The following is a 16597-nucleotide window of genomic DNA, read 5'->3' on the forward strand; positions in this document are numbered from 1 at the left end:
CGTACTGCCTACTTGTGCCGTCCGTGCAGGAACGGCACCATCTTGCGGAGCAGGTTCATGGTGGACTCGCTGCGCGAGTAGGACAGCAGCGCCATACCCGGAATCGCGAAGCGCTGCATGGCGATCGAGTGCGGGCGCGCGAACTCGCGCAGGCCCGGCTCGCCGTGGATCCGGCCGATACCGGAATCGCCGACGCCGCCGAAGGGCAGACCGGGGATGGCGGCGAAGGCCAGCACCGAATTCACCGAGGTGGCGCCCACGCGCAGCCGGCGCGCGATTTCCAGGCCGCTCTTCTTCGAGTACACCGCCGAGGACAGTCCGTACTTGGACTTGTTGGCCAGCTCCACGGCCTCGTCGATGCCGTCGACGGTCTTGATGGTGACGGTCGGGCCGAAGGTCTCCTCGGCCACGGCCTCGGAGTCCTCGTCCACGTCGACCAGCACGACCGGCTCGATGAACGGACCCTTGACCGATTCCGGGCCGCCGAGCACCGCGGTGCCGCCCTTCTTCAGCGCGTCCTCGATGTGCCGGCGCACGATATCGATCTGGCTCGGCATGGTCATCGGACCGTAGTGCGCCCCGGCGCCCGAGCCCGGCTTCACTTCGGTGAGGATGCGCTTGACCTCGGCGACGAATTCCTCGCGCACCGAACGATCCACATAGACCCGCTCCACGCCGGCGCAGGTCTGCCCGCTGTTGGCGGTGGCGCCCCAGGCCACCGCGTCGGCGGCGGCCTTCACATCGGCGTCACCCGCGACGATCACCGCGTCCTTGCCGCCGCACTCGAGCAGCACCGGGGTCAGGGTTTCCGCGGCGGCGGCCATGATCCGCTTGCCGGTGGCGGTGGACCCGGTGAAGGCGATCTTGTCGACGCCGGACCGGACCAGCGCGGCGCCGGTCGCGCCGTAGCCGTTGACGGTCTCGAAGACGCCCTCGGGCAGTTCCGGATTCGCCTTCTTGAAGGCCTCGACCAGGAAGTTGCCGATACCGGTGGAGTACTCACTCGGCTTGAACACCACGGTGTTGCCCGCGGCGAGCGCGTAACCGATGGAACCGTTGGGGGTGTAGACCGGGTAGTTCCACGGCCCGATGACGCCGACCACCCCGAGCGGGCGGTACTCGAGCCGCGCGGAGAAATTCGACATCAGCGCGCCGGGGGAGACCCGCTTCGAGCCCAGCACCTTCTTGGCGTTCTTGGCGGCCCAGGCAATGTGCTCGAGCGCCAGCATCAGCTCCAGGAAGGCGTCATCGAGCGGCTTGCCGTTCTCCCGGTGGATCAGGGTGCAGAACGCCTCGGAGTCGGCGACGAGCTGGGATTCCCAGCGCTGCAGATACTTGCGGCGTTCGCCGTAGCTGAGCGCGCCCCAGGTGCCGGCGGCGGCGCGGGCCTTGGCGACGGCCGCGCGCACCGCCTCCTCGTCGTCGACGGTGTAGGTGGCGATGACTTCCCCGGTGGCCGGATCGACCGATGTCAGCAACGTTTCTGGGGTGGTCTCGGTGGTGGTCACGGTGAAACTCTCCTCTTACCTCTGCGGCGGCCCGGTCGGTGCGCGCACCGGCGTGGACGAGGTGTGATCCACCCCATCCGATGAGAGGATGTTATGCCAAAACTCTCACCAGGTCACCAGCTGACTTCGATCGGTCCCGGAAAGTGTCAGCGGATAGTGGGACCATCGAGATATGTGCGGACGATATGCGACCACCACGAACCCCGGCAAGCTCGCCGTGGAACTGGATGCTCTCGACGAGACAGGTAGCGAAAACGATTCGGGCGGAAACAATTTCACCAATTACAACGTCGCGCCGACCACCCAGGTCCTGACCGTAGTGGAGCGGCACGAACACGGCCACCCCGACGACGACCCGAAATTGCGGATCCGCCGCATGCGTTGGGGATTGGTCCCGGTGTGGACCAAGGCCGCCGAGCCGGGCGTGCCCGTCAAGGGAAAACCACTGTTCAACGCGCGGGCCGACAAGGCCGCGACCACGCCCTCGTTCCGCGACGCGGTGAAGTATCGCCGCTGCCTGGTCCCGATGGACGGCTGGTACGAGTGGCTGGTCGAACCGGACACCGGCAAGAAGGGCAAGGTGGCGAAGCAGCCCTATTTCATGGCCAACGCCGACGGTTCCCGGCTCTATATGGCCGGGCTGTGGTCGGTGTGGCGGGATAAATCCCTGCCCGACAGCGATCCGCTGCTCTCCTGCACCATTCTCACCACCGACGCGGTCGGCGATCTGACCCGCATCCACGACCGGATGCCGTTACCGATGCCGCGCGAACACTGGGATGCCTGGCTGGATCCGGATCACCCGGCCCCGGCCGACTTGCTGGCGACGCCCACCCCCGACGTGGTCGCCGGAATCGTGGCGCGGCCGGTCGCACAGCTGGTCAACAGCGTGCGCAACAACGGTCCGGAGTTGCTCGAGCCCCTGGACGACGCGACGAAAACGGCCGAACAGATCAGTTTGCTCTGATCCGCTCGGCCGCGCGTCGGGTAGTCAGATCTTGCAGGGCACCGCTTCGGTGGCGAGACTCAAACCGCACTTGATGACGCCCGCGCCCAGGTCGATGGCCCGGGTGACGAGCCCGCCGCCAAGCTTCTCGGCCTTCTCCGCCTTCTGCTCGGCCTCGTTGGGAGCCTTCTTGCCGGGGGCGTCCTGCTGGCCCGGATTGACCTGAATGATCACCGGATCGGCGCTCGCCGGGATGGCGGCCATCGGGCCGAGAGCCAAAGCGGTCGCTCCCAGTGCCGCGACGAGCGAGCGGGAGACGAGATGGTGCTGAGACAACATTGAGCATCACATCCTCGGGTCGGACGAATCGGACCTAGCTGGAGCTCGATCGCGCCGCCCGGCTGACCGAGCGGTGCGCTGCCTCGATAATTAGCGCACAGATCGGCGACCAGCTGTTGGATGCCACACAGTCTGTTTTCGCTCAGGCGGTGATGGGAGCGGTAACCGCCGCCGCGAGCCGCACCAGGTCCGCCGGTGCGAGGTCGATTTCCAGGCCGCGCCGCCCCGCGCTGCAGAGCATCCGGTCCCACCGCAGCGCCGACTCGTCCAGCACTGTCGGCAACCGCTTGCGCTGCCCGAGCGGCGAGATGCCGCCGAGCACATAGCCGGTGGTCTTCTCGGCCTTGGTCTTGTCCGCCATGGTGGCCTTCGGCGCGCCCAGCGCGGCGGCCGCCGCCTTGAGCGACAAGGTGTCCGGCACCGGCAGCACCGCGACCGCCAGTGTCCCGGTGGACAATTCGATCACCAATGTCTTGAAGATCTGTTCGGGCCGCACGCCGAGTTCCGCGCCGAGCGCGTCGACGGCCTCGGTGCCGTAGGAATCCGAGCGCGGGTCGTGGGTATAGGCATGCACGCGATGCGCCACCCCGGCTTCGGTCAGGGTGCGGATCGCCGGTGTCGAGGCTCCAGCCATGGGTGTGACTGTATGGGGATAGCAGGAGACCGAGCCAGCGGGGCAGGTAACCGCGGCCGGGAACACCGGGGCGCCCGTGCCTGTTGCATGCCATATCAGCCAGTTGTTGACGTGTAAGGAGAAGTCGGTGCCCGTACTGCTCGACGAACGTCCGGTATGGACCGGGGCCACTCCGGGAGACACGCAGTTCCCGATCGTTGTGCCGATGCCGGTAGATTTGGCAGGTACGGCTATCGAAGGGACAGGTGTGACGAGCGACGAAGACGTGGTGGACGACGGTCCGGCCGCCGCCGTCGACGAGGCGGAACTGGCACAGCGGTTCGAGCGTGACGCGCTGCCGATGCTGGACCAGCTCTACGGCGCCGCGCTGCGTATGACCAGGAACCCCGCCGACGCCGAGGACCTGGTGCAGGAGACCTACGTCAAGGCGTTCCAGGGCTTCAAGAGCTTCCGGGAGGGCACCAACCTGCGGGCTTGGCTGTACCGGATCCTCACCAACACCTACATCAACTCCTATCGCAAGAAGCAGCGCCAGCCCGCGCAGTACCCGACCGAAGAGATCACCGACTGGCAGCTCGCGGCGACCGCCGAGCACACCTCGACGGGCCTGCGTTCGGCCGAGGTGGAGGCGCTGGACGCGTTGCCCGACGACGACATCAAGGCCGCGCTGCAGGAACTTCCCGAGGAGTTCCGGATGGCGGTCTACTACGCCGACGTCGAAGGCTTCCCCTACAAGGAAATCGCCGACATCATGGGCACCCCCATCGGTACCGTGATGTCCCGGCTGCACCGCGGCCGCAAGCAACTGAAGGGTCTGCTCGCCGACGTGGCGCGCGAGCGCGGGTTCAACCGCGGTGAACGGCAGGAGGTCAAGCAGTGAGTGACGACATGGAGCTCGACTGCCGTGCCGTTCTGGCCGATGTCTGGCTGATGCTCGACGGTGAGTGCGACGACGCCACCCGCGCTCGGTTGCAGCACCACATGGACCACTGCTCGCCCTGCATCGAGGCCTACGGCATCGAGGAGAAGGTCAAGGGCCTGCTCAGTCGTAAGTGTGGCGGCGATCGCGCACCGGATTCGCTGCGCGACCGGTTGAGCATCGAGATCCGCCGATCGATCACGATCACCGAGATCAAGACCGAAGAGGCCTGACCAGCCGTAAAACCCAGCCGTAAAACATTGAGCGGCCCGCGCTTCCCGGAGGAAGTGCGGGCCGCTCGGTGTTTTCACACGTGCGCTACGGCTGACCGTTCGAGCGACCGGCGACGCGGTCGCTACGGGTCAGGCGTTGGGCCGCTTGCCGTGGTTGGCTGCGCTTCCCTTGCGGCTGCGCTTCTTACGTCCACGCTTACCCATGAGTAGGCTCCCTTCTGATTGAAGGCCATTCTTTCACGTGTGGTTGGCTGTACCTTCAGCGGATGCAGACCGAACCGAAAGATGGGGTATCCATGGCCGAGGAAGTGCGCGCGGAGATGGTGTCGACTGTCCTGACCGTCGATGTGCGGGTCGGCGACAAGGTGCACGTCGATCAGGCGCTCATCCTGCTCGAGTCCATGAAGATGGAAATCCCGGTCCTGACCGAGGTCGAGGGCGAGGTCACCGAGGTCGCGGTGCAGCCCGGCCAGGTCCTGCAGGCAGGCGATCTCATCGCCGTGATCTCCTGATCGAAACGTAGATCCCCGTGTCGACCCTCAGCGAGCTACTTGCCGAACACACCGATCTTCCCGGTCAAGCGGTGGATCATCTGCAACGGGTGGTGGGGGACTGGCAGTTGCTCGCCGATCTGTCCTTCGCCGACCTGCTGCTGTGGGTCGGGGCCGGGCCGGTCAACGACGGCGCCGATGTGGTGTGCGTCGCGCAGTGCCGCCCGACCACCGCGGCGACCGTGCATCTCGAGGACAGGGTCGGCACCACCGCCACTCCCGACGACTATCCCCAGGTCTTCGACGCGCTGATGAGCGGCAAGGTCGTGCGCGCGGACCGGGACGGCGAGGCGGCGGGCGTCTATCACCCGCATCCGGTGCACGCCGTCCGCGAGGCCATCCCGGTGCGCTGTGGCGACGACGTGATCGCGGTGCTCTCCCGGGACACCGACATGCAGCGCTCCCGGGTCCGCAGCACCCTGGAGATGGCCTATGTGGCCTGCGCCGACGACCTGTGCCAGATGATTGCCGACGGCTCCTTTCCGACCACCGAGGATCGTGCGGCCACCCATTCCAGTCCGCGCGCCGGTGACGGTTTCATCCGCCTGGACACCGAGGGCACCGTGGTCTACGCCAGCCCGAACGCGCTGTCGGCTTACCACCGGATGGGTCTGCAGAGCGATCTGGCCGGCCAGGATCTCGCGGTCACCACGCGCTCGCTGATCACCGATCCGTTCGACGCCCAAGAGGTGGTCGGTGATATCCAGGCGGCGCTGGCCGGGCGCACCGGTCGCCGGATGGAGGTCGAGGCGCGCGGCGCCACCGTGCTGCTGCGCACCCTGGTATTGCGCCCGCACGGCGAATTGGCCGGTGCCGCGGTACTTGTCCGTGATGTCACGGAGGTGAAGCGCCGCGACCGCGCGCTGCTGTCCAAGGACGCGACCATCCGAGAGATCCATCACCGGGTGAAGAACAACCTGCAGACGGTGGCCGCGCTGCTGCGCCTGCAGGCCCGCCGCACCGAGAACGAGGAGGCGCAGGTCGCGCTCACCGAATCGGTGCGCCGGGTGACTTCCATTGCCTCCGTGCACGAAATGCTGTCCATGTCGGTGGACGAAGAGGTCGATCTCGACGAGGTCGTAGACCGGCTGTTGCCGATCATGGCCGATGTCGCCACCGTGCACACCACCCGGATCAAGGTGCGCCGCGCGGGCTCGCTGGGCGTCTTCTCCGCCGAACGCGCGACGCCGCTGGTGATGGTGCTCACGGAGCTGGTGCAGAACGCGATCGAGCACGCCTTCGATTCGGGCGAAAACGGCACGGTGACAATCCGTTCCGAGCGCTCGGCGCGCTGGCTGGATGTGATCATCAGCGATGACGGCCGGGGTCTGCCCGCCGGTTTCAGCCTGGAATCCTCCGACCGGCTCGGCTTGCAGATCGTGCGCACGCTGGTCACGGCGGAACTGGGCGGCTCCATCGGCCTGCACCCCGGCGCCGATGTCGGCACCGATGCCGTGCTACGAGTTCCGTTGGGGCGCAGGACCGGTCGCTGACCAGCGCGGTCGCGGTGTTCGAATTCGTTGGTGGCGCAAATAAGCCCGGCACCTCTGAGGTGCCGGGCCGAATGCGTTCCCGGGCCGGGGGCTGATGGCCCGGTCAACGCCGTGTCGTCGTACTCTCTAGACGACGGTGCGGGTCCGGGTGCGTGCGTTACGACGCTTGAGCGCCCGGCGCTCATCCTCACTCATACCACCCCACACGCCGGCATCCTGACCGGACTTCAGGGCCCAGGACAGGCAGTCGGCAGTGACGGGGCAGCGAGCGCAGACCAGCTTGGCATCGGCAATCTGCGCGAGCGCAGGACCACTGTTACCCACCGGGAAGAACAGCTCAGGGTCCTCGTCACGACAGATGGCCTTGTGGCGCCAGTCCATTCCTCTGCTCCTTTGCTGGGCGCCGCAAATGGCGCCATTTGATGGTTTGTGGATCGTTCATTTGTGCAACGGAGAAGTTTCCGCACGGTTGCTTGTGAATGCTTTCACGAACACCGTAGATGTCAATAGGTATCCGGTGCACCGTGGGGAAGCTCACGCTCTCAAAGTTCCCAACGCGGGAACCTGCGGGCTCCTTTGTACTCGCTCTCCCCGGTTTTCGCAGCGCAACGTGATGTTTCACATCGCGTTTCTTCTTCAACGAGGCTGTGGGGCCACTACTTCGAGTACACCCGACACCGAGGTGAAGTCCACCACGTTGCGCTTGCCGATAAAGTCGCCATCGATTTGCAGGCCGATCGGCACCGGCGACTCGACTCGGACCGAGGGCACATCGTCTTGCCGAAACAAATTGCGCGACTTGGGATTTCCGTCAGTGGCGAGCAACTGCCGGGCGAGCAGCAGGGTCGGCAGGACATCCATCGACCGCATGGCAAACACGCCGAGACCCGCCTCGAAGGTGGTGCCCGGATTGGTGTGCACCGGGGTGTCGTTCAGGTAGGTCCACGGACTGGTGTTCGTTACGAACGCGTAATGAACCTCATCGACCGGCGCGTGTCCGGGAATCTGCACCCGGACGCTGGGCTCCTTGCCTTTGGCGCGGAAGAATTGCCGAACAGTTGTGCGAAGGTAGCGTGCCGGAGTGGCGGGATGGCCGTTGGCGCGGCTGGCGTCGATCGCCTCGCACACATCGGCGTCCAGCCCGACGCCCGCGCTGAAGGTGAACCAGCGATCGTCGGCCAGGCCCAGGCCGATCTTGCGGTCCCGGTTCACCGTGAGCAGGTCGATCAGCTGATTGGTCGCGGTCACCGGGTCGGGGGAGATACCCAGCGCGCGGGCGAAGACGTTCGCGGACCCGCCGGGAATGACACCCAGCCGGGGCCGCCAGACCTGATCGTCTTCGACCTGCGGCAGCGGCAGGAAACCGTTGATCGTCTCGTTCACCGTCCCATCGCCACCGTGCACGACGATCAGGTCCATTTCGTTGGTGGAAGCCCACTGCGCCAGCTCCGCCGCGTGGCCGCGATGCTGGGTGTGCGCAACGGTCAGCTGTGTGCGGCTCTCCAGCGCGTGTGCCAGCAGATCCCTAGTCTCCGGAGTGGTGGAAGTGGCATTCGGATTCACGATCAGCAGGGTCCGCACGGTCGGAAGCCTAGTTGGCGCGTCTCGTAGGCTTGGCGCGTGGTTGACAGCGACAGGAATGCGGCAAACGCGGGTGTGCCCGCGACGGTGCGCGGCGCGGGCGGACTGGTCGCGCTCGAGGGCGGTGTCGCGGTGACCGTGGCGATCGTGCTGGTGGTGCGCGGCCTGCTCGGGCACGACCAGTCCGCGACCAGCGGCTACGGCACCGCGGCGTGGTTCGGCATCCTCGGCGGCGCGGTGCTGGCCGCCGGTGTGGGCTTGCTGACTGGCCACCGCTGGGGCCGTGCCATCGCGGTGATCGCGCAGATCCTGCTGCTGCCGGTGGCCTGGTCGTTGCTCACCGACTCGCATCAGCCGGTCTACGGAACGCTGCTGGGCATTGTCGCGATCGCCGCACTGGGCTTGCTGTTCGCGCCCGCCTCGAACCGCTGGATGACCGAGGCCTACGGGGTCGACCCGAGCGCGGAGCGCAAGGCCTGACGGCAGAGCCGGTCGGCCTGCCTGGTGGTCTCGGGCTGGCGATAGTTCGGGGTGAGCGCCAAGACCTGAGCGCAGGCGGTGTCCAGATCGATGCGGTGCCCGACGGAGACGAAGACCGGTTTCACACCGGTTCTGGTCCGCAGCGCGCGGCCGACGACCGCACCGTCGATACGCACGTCGGTGGCGCTGCCGCGTTCGGGCTCCGGCTCGGTGTAGGTGCCCCACACCGTTTTCGCGACGCCGATGGTCGGGACACCGGTGAGGATGCCGAGGTGGCAGGCGAAGCCGAAGCGGCGCGGATGGGCCAGCCCCTGGCTGTCGCAGACCAGCAGATCCGGTGTGGTGGCAAGCTTTTCGAGGACGAGCAGCGAGGTGGGCAGTTCCCGGAAGGCGAGCAGGCCGGGGACGTAGGGAAACGATGTGGCGCCGTGCGCGACGGCGGTTTCGAGCGGATCCAGTGTGCTCGCGTCCAGCACGACCGCGGCCGCGGCGACCACGCCGGACTCGTCATAGGCCGAGTCCAGTCCGGCGACAGTCCGGAATTCCGGTGGGCGCGGATCGGTCTGGTCGACGAGGGGACGCAACCGGTCCTGTAATGCCATGGCTTCCTCCGCCGTGGCGGGCCAGGTTTCCGGCGTCGTCACCCGCATCGTCGCCCGCCCGAATCCGCGCCCCGAGAACGAGAACGTTCTCGCCCATATAGATTGGTGATGGTCACCGAGCTTGCTTCGCCAGCCGCAAGAGCTCGCCACCGGCCAGGCGGTAGCCGACCCAGTCGTTCTGTTCGACGGCGCCGAGCGAACGGTAGAACTCGATGGACGGGCTGTTCCAAGTGAGCACCGCCCAATCCACCCGGCTGTAGCCGTTGTCCGCCGCCTCCTTGGCGAGCGCCGCGAGCAGCGCCTTGCCGTAGCCCTTACCGCGGGTCTCCGGCTTCACATAGAGATCCTCCAGGTAGATGCCGTGCGTGCCCTTCCACGTGGAGAAGTTCAGGAACCAGATGGCGGTGCCGACCACGCCCGTCTCGTCCTCGACGACATGCGCGAAAAGCGCCGGCGCGGAACCGAACAGCGAGTTGTGCAGCTGGTCGACGGTCAGGGTGCACTCCTCCCGGGCCCGCTCGTATTCGGCCAGGTCGTAGACGAGGTCGACCATGGCGGGCACGTCGGCCGGGGTGGCGCGGCGGATGACGGCGTGGCCCGGGTGAGTCATCGGTTGGCTCCATTCAGCTGTGGAACGAGGTTGTGCGCGTGGATGGTTCGGTCGCCGTGGTCGTAGCCGAGCACGCTGGTCGCGGCCGTCGACATGGCGAAGCGGCGGCCTTCGATCAGTTCCAGCTCGGCCCAGCGGGTGATCAGGGCTCGGGAGAAGTGCCCGTGGCCGACCAGCACCACGTCCCGTTCGGCCAACTCCGGCTCCGCGGTGGCGAGCACCCGATCGGCGCGGGTTCGCACCTGCGCCGCCGATTCGCCACCGGGCACGGTGCCGGTCCAGATGGTCCAGCCGGGCGCGCTCTCGCGGATCTGCGGGGTGGTCAGCCCCTCGTACTCGCCGTAATCCCATTCGACCAAGTTGTCGTCGAGCGTGAAATCGCCGAGCCCCGCGAGTTCCGCGGTGCGTACTGCCCGCCGGAGCGGACTGACCAGCACCAGCGGATCACGCAGCTTCAACTCGGCCAGCAATGGCCCGGCGGCCCTGGCCTGTTCCTCGCCGAGCTCGGTCAGCGGCAGGTCGGTGCGGCCGGTGTGCTGGCGTTGCCTGGACCAGGCAGTCTCACCGTGCCGGAGCAGGACCAGTCGGGCGTCGTCGCGTGCGGACATGTCTCCATCATGCTCGAAGCGCGGACCGGATCCGACTGTCACTCGTCGAAGTGACCCCTGCCGGTGGCAGCAAGCGGTCGATCTCGGACGACGCAGCCGCCCGAGCGGTGCCAGGTGCCGCGTGCCGCGCTCGGCTCCGGCGGTGGTGCGCAGGATCAGTGGGCCGCGGGGAGTCAGCTGCCGAGGGCGTACAGGTCCGCGCCGCGATGCTCGAGCACGATCCCGCCGGCCACCGCCAGCGAGATGGGGGAACCGTCGTACCCGGCGCGGTCGACCGGAATGCGTTGCGCCTCAGCGCCATTGGCTGGGTCGAGCGCCACGATCGCACCCGCGACGGGCAACAGCAGCTTGCCCGCCATCAACGCGGGGGTGCCGAGCGCGCCGGGAGCGGTCCACATCGGATCGAACGTGCTCGCGTGCAAGGCGATCAGGCTGTTGCCGGTGAACACCAGGTAGGCCGAACCGATGCGCACGGTACTGGCGTTTGCCGCCAGCGGAGCCGAAAGCTGGTGCACGACAACCGGATTGCCGGTCGAATCGTAGATCGCGAGGCGCGGCGGTGTGGTCTCGCCGCCGGGCTGGGTGACGCCGGGCAGATACAGCGCGATGCGGCTGTCCGAGACCGCGATCACCCGGGCCTCGGGCGAATCCGCGCCGGGCCCGTTGAGCAGGCGCGAGCCGTATTCCTCGGGCACCGTGTTGTCTTTGGGTGCCGGATTGAGCACGGTCAGCCGGTTGACGCCGGCGTCCTCCGGGCAGCGTTCCAGCACCGCCAGCCGGGACGGGCTCGACCCCGCGGAGAGCAGTGTGCAGTCTTTGCGCGGTTGGGTTTTCACGTTCACCGGCGCGTCGACATACCCGTACTCGAGGGTGCGTACCAGATCCGAACGCCACATCTCCAAGCGCTTCTCGCCCTGCGCCAGCGTGTACGTGCCGTCGACGGACAAGCGCACCGCCGGGTCCATATAGCTGCTGCGCGCGGTGCGCCGGTCGCCGTTGTCGCCGGCGAGCAGCGTGGCCTGACTGCAGCCACGCTGATCCTTGTACACCGCCACGACCGTGCCGAATTGGGATTCGATACCGCACAGCGGCATATCCCGGCGGTACCGCCACAGTTCGGCGCCGGTGCGCGGATCGCGCCCGGTGACGGTGCCACCCGCACCGGTGATCACCGCGCCCCCGGAGATCATCGCCCGGGGCGCGGCGTCGGCCGGCGCGTGCCAGAGCTCATGCAGGGACGCAGGCAATTTATCCGCGGTGGGAGGCGCCGACGCCGGGGTCGCCGCGGTCACCGATTCGGTGCCGGTGGCATCGCCACGGGCCCACACCACCAGCGCCGCGACCACCACGAGCGTGGCGATCGCGACTGCGGAGATGATGTCGGCGCGCGTTCGCCGCTCGGGTGCGAGCACGTTTGCGAGAGTAGCGGATCCGCCGAATTATGCCGAAGTGGTCGCGCCCGACCTCGCCACCGCACCGTTGTCGGCGCTCTCCTCCGCGGGCTTGCGACGACGCCGGGCACGGACCGGCTTCTCCTCCGAATCCGCTTCCGCAGCACCATTTTCCGCGTTGACGCTGCCGTTCTCGGCCGTGGCTTCGGCAGCGGGCTTGCGGGTGCGTCGACGCTTGACCGGGGCCTCGGCGGGTTCGCCGTCACCCTGGCTGGCGGTTTCGCCGACCGTGGCCGTGCTGTCGCCGTTGCTCGTGGTGTCGGCGGCGGGCTTGCGGGTGCGCTGACGCTTGACCGGGGCCTCGGCGGGTTCGCCGTCGCCTTGGTTCGCGGTTTCATCGAGCGTGGCCGTGCTGTCGCCGTTGCTCGTGGCTTGGGCGGCTGTGGCCGTGCTCTCGCCGTTGTCCGTGGTGTCGGCGGCGGGCTTGCGGGTGCGTCGACGCTTGACCGGGGCCTCGGCGGGTTCGCCGTCACCCTGGCTCGCGGTTTCGCTTGCCGTGGTGCTGTCACCGTTGTCCGTGGCCTTGGCGGCTGTGGCCTCGAGGTCACTCGTGCCCGCGCTGTGGGCGGTCGTGGCCTCGCTGACACCACTGCCCGCGGCTTGGGCGACCGTGGTGTTGCCCGCACCGGTGTCCGCGGCTTCGGTGTCCGCGCGCTTGCCATCACCGTTGTGGGTGGTTTCGGCGTCCGCGGCCTTACGGGTGCGTCGGCGTGCGGGCTTCTCCTCCGGCGCGACCTCGGCCGACACCAGCTCGGTGCCGGTGGCCTCAGTGACCTCGGCGGCCGCGCCCTCGCCCGCGGGCTTGCGGCGGCGGCGACGGCGGCGGGCCGGTTGATCCGCGCTGTCCGAACCCGCGTCGACGCTCTCGACCATGGCTTCGGTGTCACCGTTGCTCGTCACAGCTGAGGTGTCGCCGTTGCTGGTCGCGGCCTCGGCGTCGCCGCTCGACTTGCCGCGGCGGCGGCGACGGCGGGTAGGCGCCGCGGTGTCGTCCGAAACAGGTTCGGCGGCAGCGGTTTCCTCGTTGCCGGTGCCGTTTTCGGCGGCTTCGTCCAGCGGCTGACCGCGCAGCGTCCGCCTGCGGTTGCGCTTGCGCGGGGCACGCGGTTCGCGCTCCACGACGACGGCGTCCTCGTCGCGCGCGGGCTTGGCCTTGCGGACCTGACCCGTCGCATCGGCGGGAATACCGAGATCGGTGAACAGATGCGGCGAGCGCGAGTACGTCTCGACCGGTTCCGGAATGCCCAGCCCGAGCGCCTTGTCGATACCGGCCCAGCGGTTCAACTCGTCCCAGTCGATCAGGGTGACCGCGACACCGGTGCGCCCGGCGCGACCGGTACGGCCGATGCGGTGCACGTAGGTCTTCTCGTCCTCCGGGCACTGATAGTTGATGACGTGGGTGACATCGTCGATGTCGATGCCGCGCGCGGCCACGTCGGTCGCGACCAGCACGTCGATCTTGCCGGTGCGGAACTTGGTCAGCGCCTTCTCGCGCGCGATCTGCCCGAGGTCACCGTGTACCGCACCGACCGCGAAACCACGGTCGGCCAGTTCGTCGGCCACCTTCTGCGCGGTGCGCTTGGTGCGGGTGAAGATCATGGTGGCGCCGCGACTCTCGGCCTGCAGGATCTTGGCCACCAGTTCGCTCTTGTCCAGCGCGTGCGCCCGGTAGACGAACTGCGTAGTCCGATCGTGCACCGAGGACGCATGGGCTTCCTCGGCCCGGATGTGCGTGGGCTTGGTGAGGAAGGTGCGGGCCAGGGTGATGATCGGGCCCGGCATGGTGGCCGAGAACAGCATGGTCTGGCGCTTGTCCGGAACCATGGTGAGGATGCGCTCGATATCGGGCAGGAAGCCCAGATCCAGCATCTCGTCGGCTTCGTCGAGCACCAGCACGCCGACCTTGCCGAGGATCAGGTGGTTCTGGTTGGCCAGGTCCAGCAGGCGGCCGGGGGTGCCCACGACCACGTCGACGCCGGCCCGCAGCGCGGCGATCTGGGTGTCGTAGGGGCGTCCGCCGTAGATCGAGGCGACCTTCAGCGAGCCCTGATGGTTCTTCAGGTACTTGGCGGCGTTCACCAGGTCGGAGGTGACCTGGATGCACAGCTCTCGGGTCGGCACGATGATCAGTGCGCGGGGTGTGCCGTCCAGCGGCGTGGTGCCGGTGTCGGCGGTGGCCAGGCGGTGCAGCAGCGGGACGCCGAAACCGAAGGTCTTGCCCATGCCGGTGCGGGCCTGGCCGATGAGGTCTTCGCCGGCCAGGGCCAGCGGCAGGGTCAGTTCTTGAATGGCGAAGGTGCGGTCGATACCGATCTCGGCGAGCGCGCGGACGATTTCGTCGCGGACGCCCAATTCGGCGAATGTGGGGCCGAGGTGCGATTCATCCAGTTCGGCGGTCAATAGGGTCTCCGCCAGACCGGGCTCTTGTTCGACAGTGATCTTGCTCAGGGTTCGTGCCTTCCTCGTAGCGCGTCACGCGCGCACGAGGCGTGGGGCGGGCCGGCCGGCCCGCGATGACCACGTATCCGCCTGTGATGTTCACCGTCCGGGCCGCTGGCACGATGTTCGCGACGGGTGCCGTGGATACGGCAGCTACCTGGGACATCGGCGCGGGCAAGGGTGATGCGGATCTGGTGCGCGCACATTTTCTCGGACAGCGGGATTCGCCGCTCCAGGCGCGAAACTTTCCGTTGTCCATGGTGATTGTAGCGTGATATGGTGCGCGCCCCGAATTGCCGCCTGCGTAATTCCGAAATCGCGCCCGTGGAGACCGGTAATTACGGACAAACCGGTCGTGCGTGTTACCGCCGGTATCAGGATGTGTGAGACATTCTTCGGGTGAGTTTCGCTGACACCGTCTCAATCGCCGCGCGCAATGTCTGGGCGCTGACTTTCGGCCCCGGCGTCGAAGCCCCGAATCCCACGCCGTCGACCGTGCTGTGGGACGCACCGCACCGTCTGCTGCGGCGTTTCGAGGGAGACGAAACATCCAGCGCGGCAAGCGATTCCGCGGTCCTGCTGGTTCCGCCACTGGCCGCCCCCGCGACCTGCTTCGACCTGCGCCCCGAACAGAGCCTGGCCCGATTCCTGCTGGAAACCGGCCGCGCGCCCTACGTCGTCGACTACGGCGAAATCACCTTCGCCGACCGCAGGCTGGGCTTCGAGGACTGGATCGACGACATCCTGCCCGACGCGATTCTGCGCGCCTCCGCCGATCGCGGCGGCGCACCCGTCGATCTGATCGGCTGGTCCATCGGCGGCACCCTCGCGCTGCTGACCGCGGCCGCGCACGCGCACCTGCCGATCCGCTCGGTCACCGCGGTCGGCGCACCGCTGAACTACGACAAGATGACCGGTATCCCGCAACTGCGCGCGGTCGCGAAATTGACCGGCGGCATCGCCACCTCCACCGCGGTCCGCGCGATCGGCGGCATCCCCGCCGGGCTCACCCGCGCGGCCTACAGGGTCACCGCGTGGGACCGCGAACTCACCCGCCCTTGGTTCGTGGCGAGCAATATCGCCCGCACCGAAACCCTGGCCAAGATGGAATCCATCGACCGCTTCATGGCCGAGATGCCCGGCTACCCGGGCCGCTTCTACGGCCAGCTGTGGGGCCGGTTCATCCTGCACAACGACATCGGCAACGGCGTTCTGCGCCTCGGCGAACGCACCATCGCGCTGGCCGACGTCACCGCGCACGTCCTGCTGGTCGGCGGACCGTCCGACGTCATCACCCCGGCCGCCGCCGTCGAGGCGGGTACCCGCACGCTCACCGGCGCCGCCTCACTGCGGTACGAAACCGCGCCGGGCAGCCACCTGGGCATCCTCACCGGCGAGACCGCCCGCGACACCACGTGGACGTACCTGGACAAATTCCTGTCCGAGCTCTGAGGGGAGCGCGGGCCACAGGTTTCCCCGAACGCGACTACGCTGGGCGGCTATGGGAGCACAGAGTTCGGGAGCAAGGGGATTTTCGTTGACCGATCAGGCCCTCGCGCCGATCGAATCGGACCACCCCGGCGTCACCGACCTGTTCGCCGTGCTGGCCTACGGCGAGATCTCGGCGTTCTACCGGCTGACCGAAGAGGCCAAATTGTCGCCGACGCTGCGCGGCAAGATCGCGGTAGCGAAGATGGCGGCCTCCGAGATGCGCCACTTCGAGACCTTGGAGGCGGCGCTGTCCGCACGCGGCGCCGACGCCTTCGACGCGATGGCGCCGTTCGTGCGCGCCCTGGATGCCTATCACGCGTCCACCGACCCCTCCACCTGGCTGGAGTCGATGGTGAAGTTCTACGTCGGTGACGGCATCGCCGCCGACTTCTACACCGAGATCGCCGACTCGCTGCCCGACGACGTGGCCAACGTGGTGCGCGATGTGCTCGCCGAGACCAGCCACTCCGAGTTCGTGGTGGAAGAGGTCCGCAGCGCCGTGCAGACCAGCAGGTCCGAACGCGACCGGCTCACACTGTGGGGCCGCCGCCTGCTGGGCGAGGCGATCACCCAGGCGCAGTACGTGATGGCGCAGCGCGACGAGCTCACCGAACTGGTGCTCGGCTCGGCCGGTGATCTCAACGGCATCGCCGCCTTGTTCGAACGCATGCAGGACAGCCACGCCAAGCGCATGGCTGTCCTGGGCCTCTGA

At 67.8% G+C, this 16597-nt stretch carries 19 protein-coding genes and 1 pseudogene; 9 read left to right on the plus strand and 11 right to left on the minus strand.

The window, feature by feature from the left end; all coding sequences use genetic code 11:
- Positions 1–8: 8 nt before the first annotated feature.
- The gene (locus BJ987_RS11790; RefSeq protein WP_209888148.1) at positions 9–1508 is read right to left on the minus strand and encodes an aldehyde dehydrogenase family protein; all 1500 of its coding nucleotides are present in this window, start codon (positions 1506–1508) and stop codon (positions 9–11) included.
- 172 nt (positions 1509–1680) lie between these two features.
- Between BJ987_RS11790 and BJ987_RS11795 the strand changes: the two genes are divergently transcribed.
- Positions 1681–2475: an SOS response-associated peptidase gene (locus tag BJ987_RS11795; RefSeq protein ID WP_209888151.1), complete on the plus strand. Its 795-nt coding sequence runs from the start codon at positions 1681–1683 to the stop codon at positions 2473–2475.
- Between the two features lie 24 nt (positions 2476–2499).
- Here BJ987_RS11795 and BJ987_RS11800 read toward each other — a convergent pair whose 3' ends face one another.
- Together BJ987_RS11800 and ybaK are read right to left on the minus strand one after the other, a co-directional pair.
- A complete protein-coding gene (locus BJ987_RS11800; RefSeq protein WP_209888153.1) occupies positions 2500–2793 on the minus strand; it encodes a hypothetical protein in 294 nt (97 codons plus the stop codon).
- Positions 2794–2935: 142 nt separating this feature from the next.
- Entirely contained in the window at positions 2936–3427 is a 492-nt protein-coding gene (gene ybaK, locus BJ987_RS11805) for a Cys-tRNA(Pro) deacylase (RefSeq protein WP_209888156.1), read from the minus strand.
- A gap of 205 nt (positions 3428–3632) precedes the next feature.
- Here ybaK and BJ987_RS11810 point away from each other — a divergent pair, with 205 nt between their 5' ends.
- On the plus strand, positions 3633–4307 hold the full coding sequence (locus BJ987_RS11810; protein WP_372446935.1) for a sigma-70 family RNA polymerase sigma factor: 675 nt from the start codon (positions 3633–3635) through the stop codon (positions 4305–4307).
- Positions 4308–4315: 8 nt separating this feature from the next.
- Positions 4316–4579: a mycothiol system anti-sigma-R factor gene (rsrA, locus tag BJ987_RS11815; protein WP_209898220.1), complete on the plus strand. Its 264-nt coding sequence runs from the start codon at positions 4316–4318 to the stop codon at positions 4577–4579.
- A gap of 129 nt (positions 4580–4708) precedes the next feature.
- On the opposite strand, the gene BJ987_RS38195 is transcribed toward rsrA, so the two are convergent.
- Positions 4709–4783 carry a 50S ribosomal protein bL37 gene (locus tag BJ987_RS38195; protein WP_095887907.1) on the minus strand — a complete coding sequence of 25 codons (75 nt, stop codon included), beginning with the start codon at positions 4781–4783 and terminating at the stop codon, positions 4709–4711.
- A gap of 62 nt (positions 4784–4845) precedes the next feature.
- On the opposite strand from BJ987_RS38195, the gene BJ987_RS11820 reads away from it, so the two are divergent.
- Both BJ987_RS11820 and BJ987_RS11825 read left to right on the plus strand, forming a co-directional pair.
- The gene (locus BJ987_RS11820) at positions 4846–5091 is read left to right on the plus strand and encodes a biotin/lipoyl-binding carrier protein (RefSeq protein WP_245365911.1); all 246 of its coding nucleotides are present in this window, start codon (positions 4846–4848) and stop codon (positions 5089–5091) included.
- Positions 5092–5108: 17 nt separating this feature from the next.
- Positions 5109–6623, plus strand: a complete 1515-nt coding sequence (locus BJ987_RS11825; RefSeq protein WP_209888160.1) for a sensor histidine kinase — start codon at positions 5109–5111, stop codon at positions 6621–6623.
- Between the two features lie 126 nt (positions 6624–6749).
- Here the strand turns inward: BJ987_RS11825 and BJ987_RS11830 are convergent, their stop codons facing one another.
- Both BJ987_RS11830 and BJ987_RS11835 read right to left on the minus strand, forming a co-directional pair.
- Complete coding sequence (locus BJ987_RS11830) at positions 6750–7004, minus strand: WhiB family transcriptional regulator (protein WP_011211115.1); 255 nt, start codon at positions 7002–7004, stop codon at positions 6750–6752.
- Positions 7005–7259: 255 nt separating this feature from the next.
- Positions 7260–8204 (minus strand): diacylglycerol/lipid kinase family protein, encoded by a 945-nt coding sequence (locus BJ987_RS11835; protein WP_209888162.1) that lies wholly within the window; start codon positions 8202–8204, stop codon positions 7260–7262.
- Between the two features lie 39 nt (positions 8205–8243).
- Between BJ987_RS11835 and BJ987_RS11840 the strand changes: the two genes are divergently transcribed.
- Positions 8244–8684 carry a hypothetical protein gene (locus BJ987_RS11840; RefSeq protein ID WP_307869578.1) on the plus strand — a complete coding sequence of 147 codons (441 nt, stop codon included), beginning with the start codon at positions 8244–8246 and terminating at the stop codon, positions 8682–8684.
- Here the strand turns inward: BJ987_RS11840 and BJ987_RS11845 are convergent.
- The 5 genes and pseudogenes from BJ987_RS11845 to BJ987_RS11865 all read right to left on the minus strand — a co-directional run.
- On the minus strand, positions 8648–9286 hold the full coding sequence (locus BJ987_RS11845) for an endonuclease V (protein ID WP_245365912.1): 639 nt from the start codon (positions 9284–9286) through the stop codon (positions 8648–8650). The genes BJ987_RS11840 and BJ987_RS11845 overlap by 37 nt on opposite strands.
- Positions 9287–9398: 112 nt before the next feature.
- Entirely contained in the window at positions 9399–9896 is a 498-nt protein-coding gene (locus tag BJ987_RS11850; RefSeq protein ID WP_209888167.1) for a GNAT family N-acetyltransferase, read from the minus strand.
- A complete protein-coding gene (locus BJ987_RS11855; protein WP_209888170.1) occupies positions 9893–10504 on the minus strand; it encodes an acid phosphatase in 612 nt (203 codons plus the stop codon). Before BJ987_RS11855 ends, BJ987_RS11850 begins: the two co-directional genes overlap by 4 nt.
- 173 nt (positions 10505–10677) lie before the next feature.
- Complete coding sequence (locus BJ987_RS11860; RefSeq protein ID WP_209888173.1) at positions 10678–11916, minus strand: Rv3212 family protein; 1239 nt, start codon at positions 11914–11916, stop codon at positions 10678–10680.
- A gap of 939 nt (positions 11917–12855) precedes the next feature.
- Positions 12856–14370 (minus strand): annotated as a pseudogene (locus BJ987_RS11865) (DEAD/DEAH box helicase); the annotation flags it as partial.
- 119 nt (positions 14371–14489) lie between these two features.
- Between BJ987_RS11865 and BJ987_RS11870 the strand changes: the two are divergent.
- The 3 genes from BJ987_RS11870 (at position 14490) to BJ987_RS11880 (ending at position 16597) form a co-directional block, all read left to right on the plus strand.
- The gene (locus tag BJ987_RS11870; RefSeq protein ID WP_209888178.1) at positions 14490–14669 is read left to right on the plus strand and encodes a hypothetical protein; all 180 of its coding nucleotides are present in this window, start codon (positions 14490–14492) and stop codon (positions 14667–14669) included.
- 124 nt (positions 14670–14793) lie between these two features.
- The gene (locus BJ987_RS11875; RefSeq protein ID WP_209888181.1) at positions 14794–15846 is read left to right on the plus strand and encodes a polyhydroxyalkanoate synthase family protein; all 1053 of its coding nucleotides are present in this window, start codon (positions 14794–14796) and stop codon (positions 15844–15846) included.
- Between the two features lie 49 nt (positions 15847–15895).
- Entirely contained in the window at positions 15896–16597 is a 702-nt protein-coding gene (locus tag BJ987_RS11880; RefSeq protein WP_209888184.1) for a ferritin-like fold-containing protein, read from the plus strand.

Source organism: Nocardia goodfellowii (assembly GCF_017875645.1).
GTDB classification, from domain to species: Bacteria; Actinomycetota; Actinomycetes; order Mycobacteriales; family Mycobacteriaceae; genus Nocardia; species Nocardia goodfellowii.

What these genes read in the sequence shown, in the direction of transcription:
- BJ987_RS11870 (WP_209888178.1), top strand. Translation starts at nt 14,490, where the DNA reads ATGTTCACCGTCCGGGCCGCTGGCACGATGTTCGCGACGGGTGCCGTG.
- rsrA (WP_209898220.1), top strand. Translation starts at nt 4,316, where the DNA reads ATGGAGCTCGACTGCCGTGCCGTTCTGGCCGATGTCTGGCTGATGCTC.
- ybaK (WP_209888156.1), bottom strand. Translation starts at nt 3,427, where the DNA reads ATGGCTGGAGCCTCGACACCGGCGATCCGCACCCTGACCGAAGCCGGG.
- BJ987_RS11855 (WP_209888170.1), bottom strand. Translation starts at nt 10,504, where the DNA reads ATGTCCGCACGCGACGACGCCCGACTGGTCCTGCTCCGGCACGGTGAG.
- BJ987_RS11850 (WP_209888167.1), bottom strand. Translation starts at nt 9,896, where the DNA reads ATGACTCACCCGGGCCACGCCGTCATCCGCCGCGCCACCCCGGCCGAC.
- BJ987_RS11845 (WP_245365912.1), bottom strand. Translation starts at nt 9,286, where the DNA reads ATGGCATTACAGGACCGGTTGCGTCCCCTCGTCGACCAGACCGATCCG.
- BJ987_RS11810 (WP_372446935.1), top strand. Translation starts at nt 3,633, where the DNA reads ATGCCGGTAGATTTGGCAGGTACGGCTATCGAAGGGACAGGTGTGACG.
- BJ987_RS11820 (WP_245365911.1), top strand. Translation starts at nt 4,846, where the DNA reads ATGCAGACCGAACCGAAAGATGGGGTATCCATGGCCGAGGAAGTGCGC.
- BJ987_RS11830 (WP_011211115.1), bottom strand. Translation starts at nt 7,004, where the DNA reads ATGGACTGGCGCCACAAGGCCATCTGTCGTGACGAGGACCCTGAGCTG.
- BJ987_RS11800 (WP_209888153.1), bottom strand. Translation starts at nt 2,793, where the DNA reads ATGTTGTCTCAGCACCATCTCGTCTCCCGCTCGCTCGTCGCGGCACTG.
- BJ987_RS11795 (WP_209888151.1), top strand. Translation starts at nt 1,681, where the DNA reads ATGTGCGGACGATATGCGACCACCACGAACCCCGGCAAGCTCGCCGTG.
- BJ987_RS11880 (WP_209888184.1), top strand. Translation starts at nt 15,896, where the DNA reads ATGGGAGCACAGAGTTCGGGAGCAAGGGGATTTTCGTTGACCGATCAG.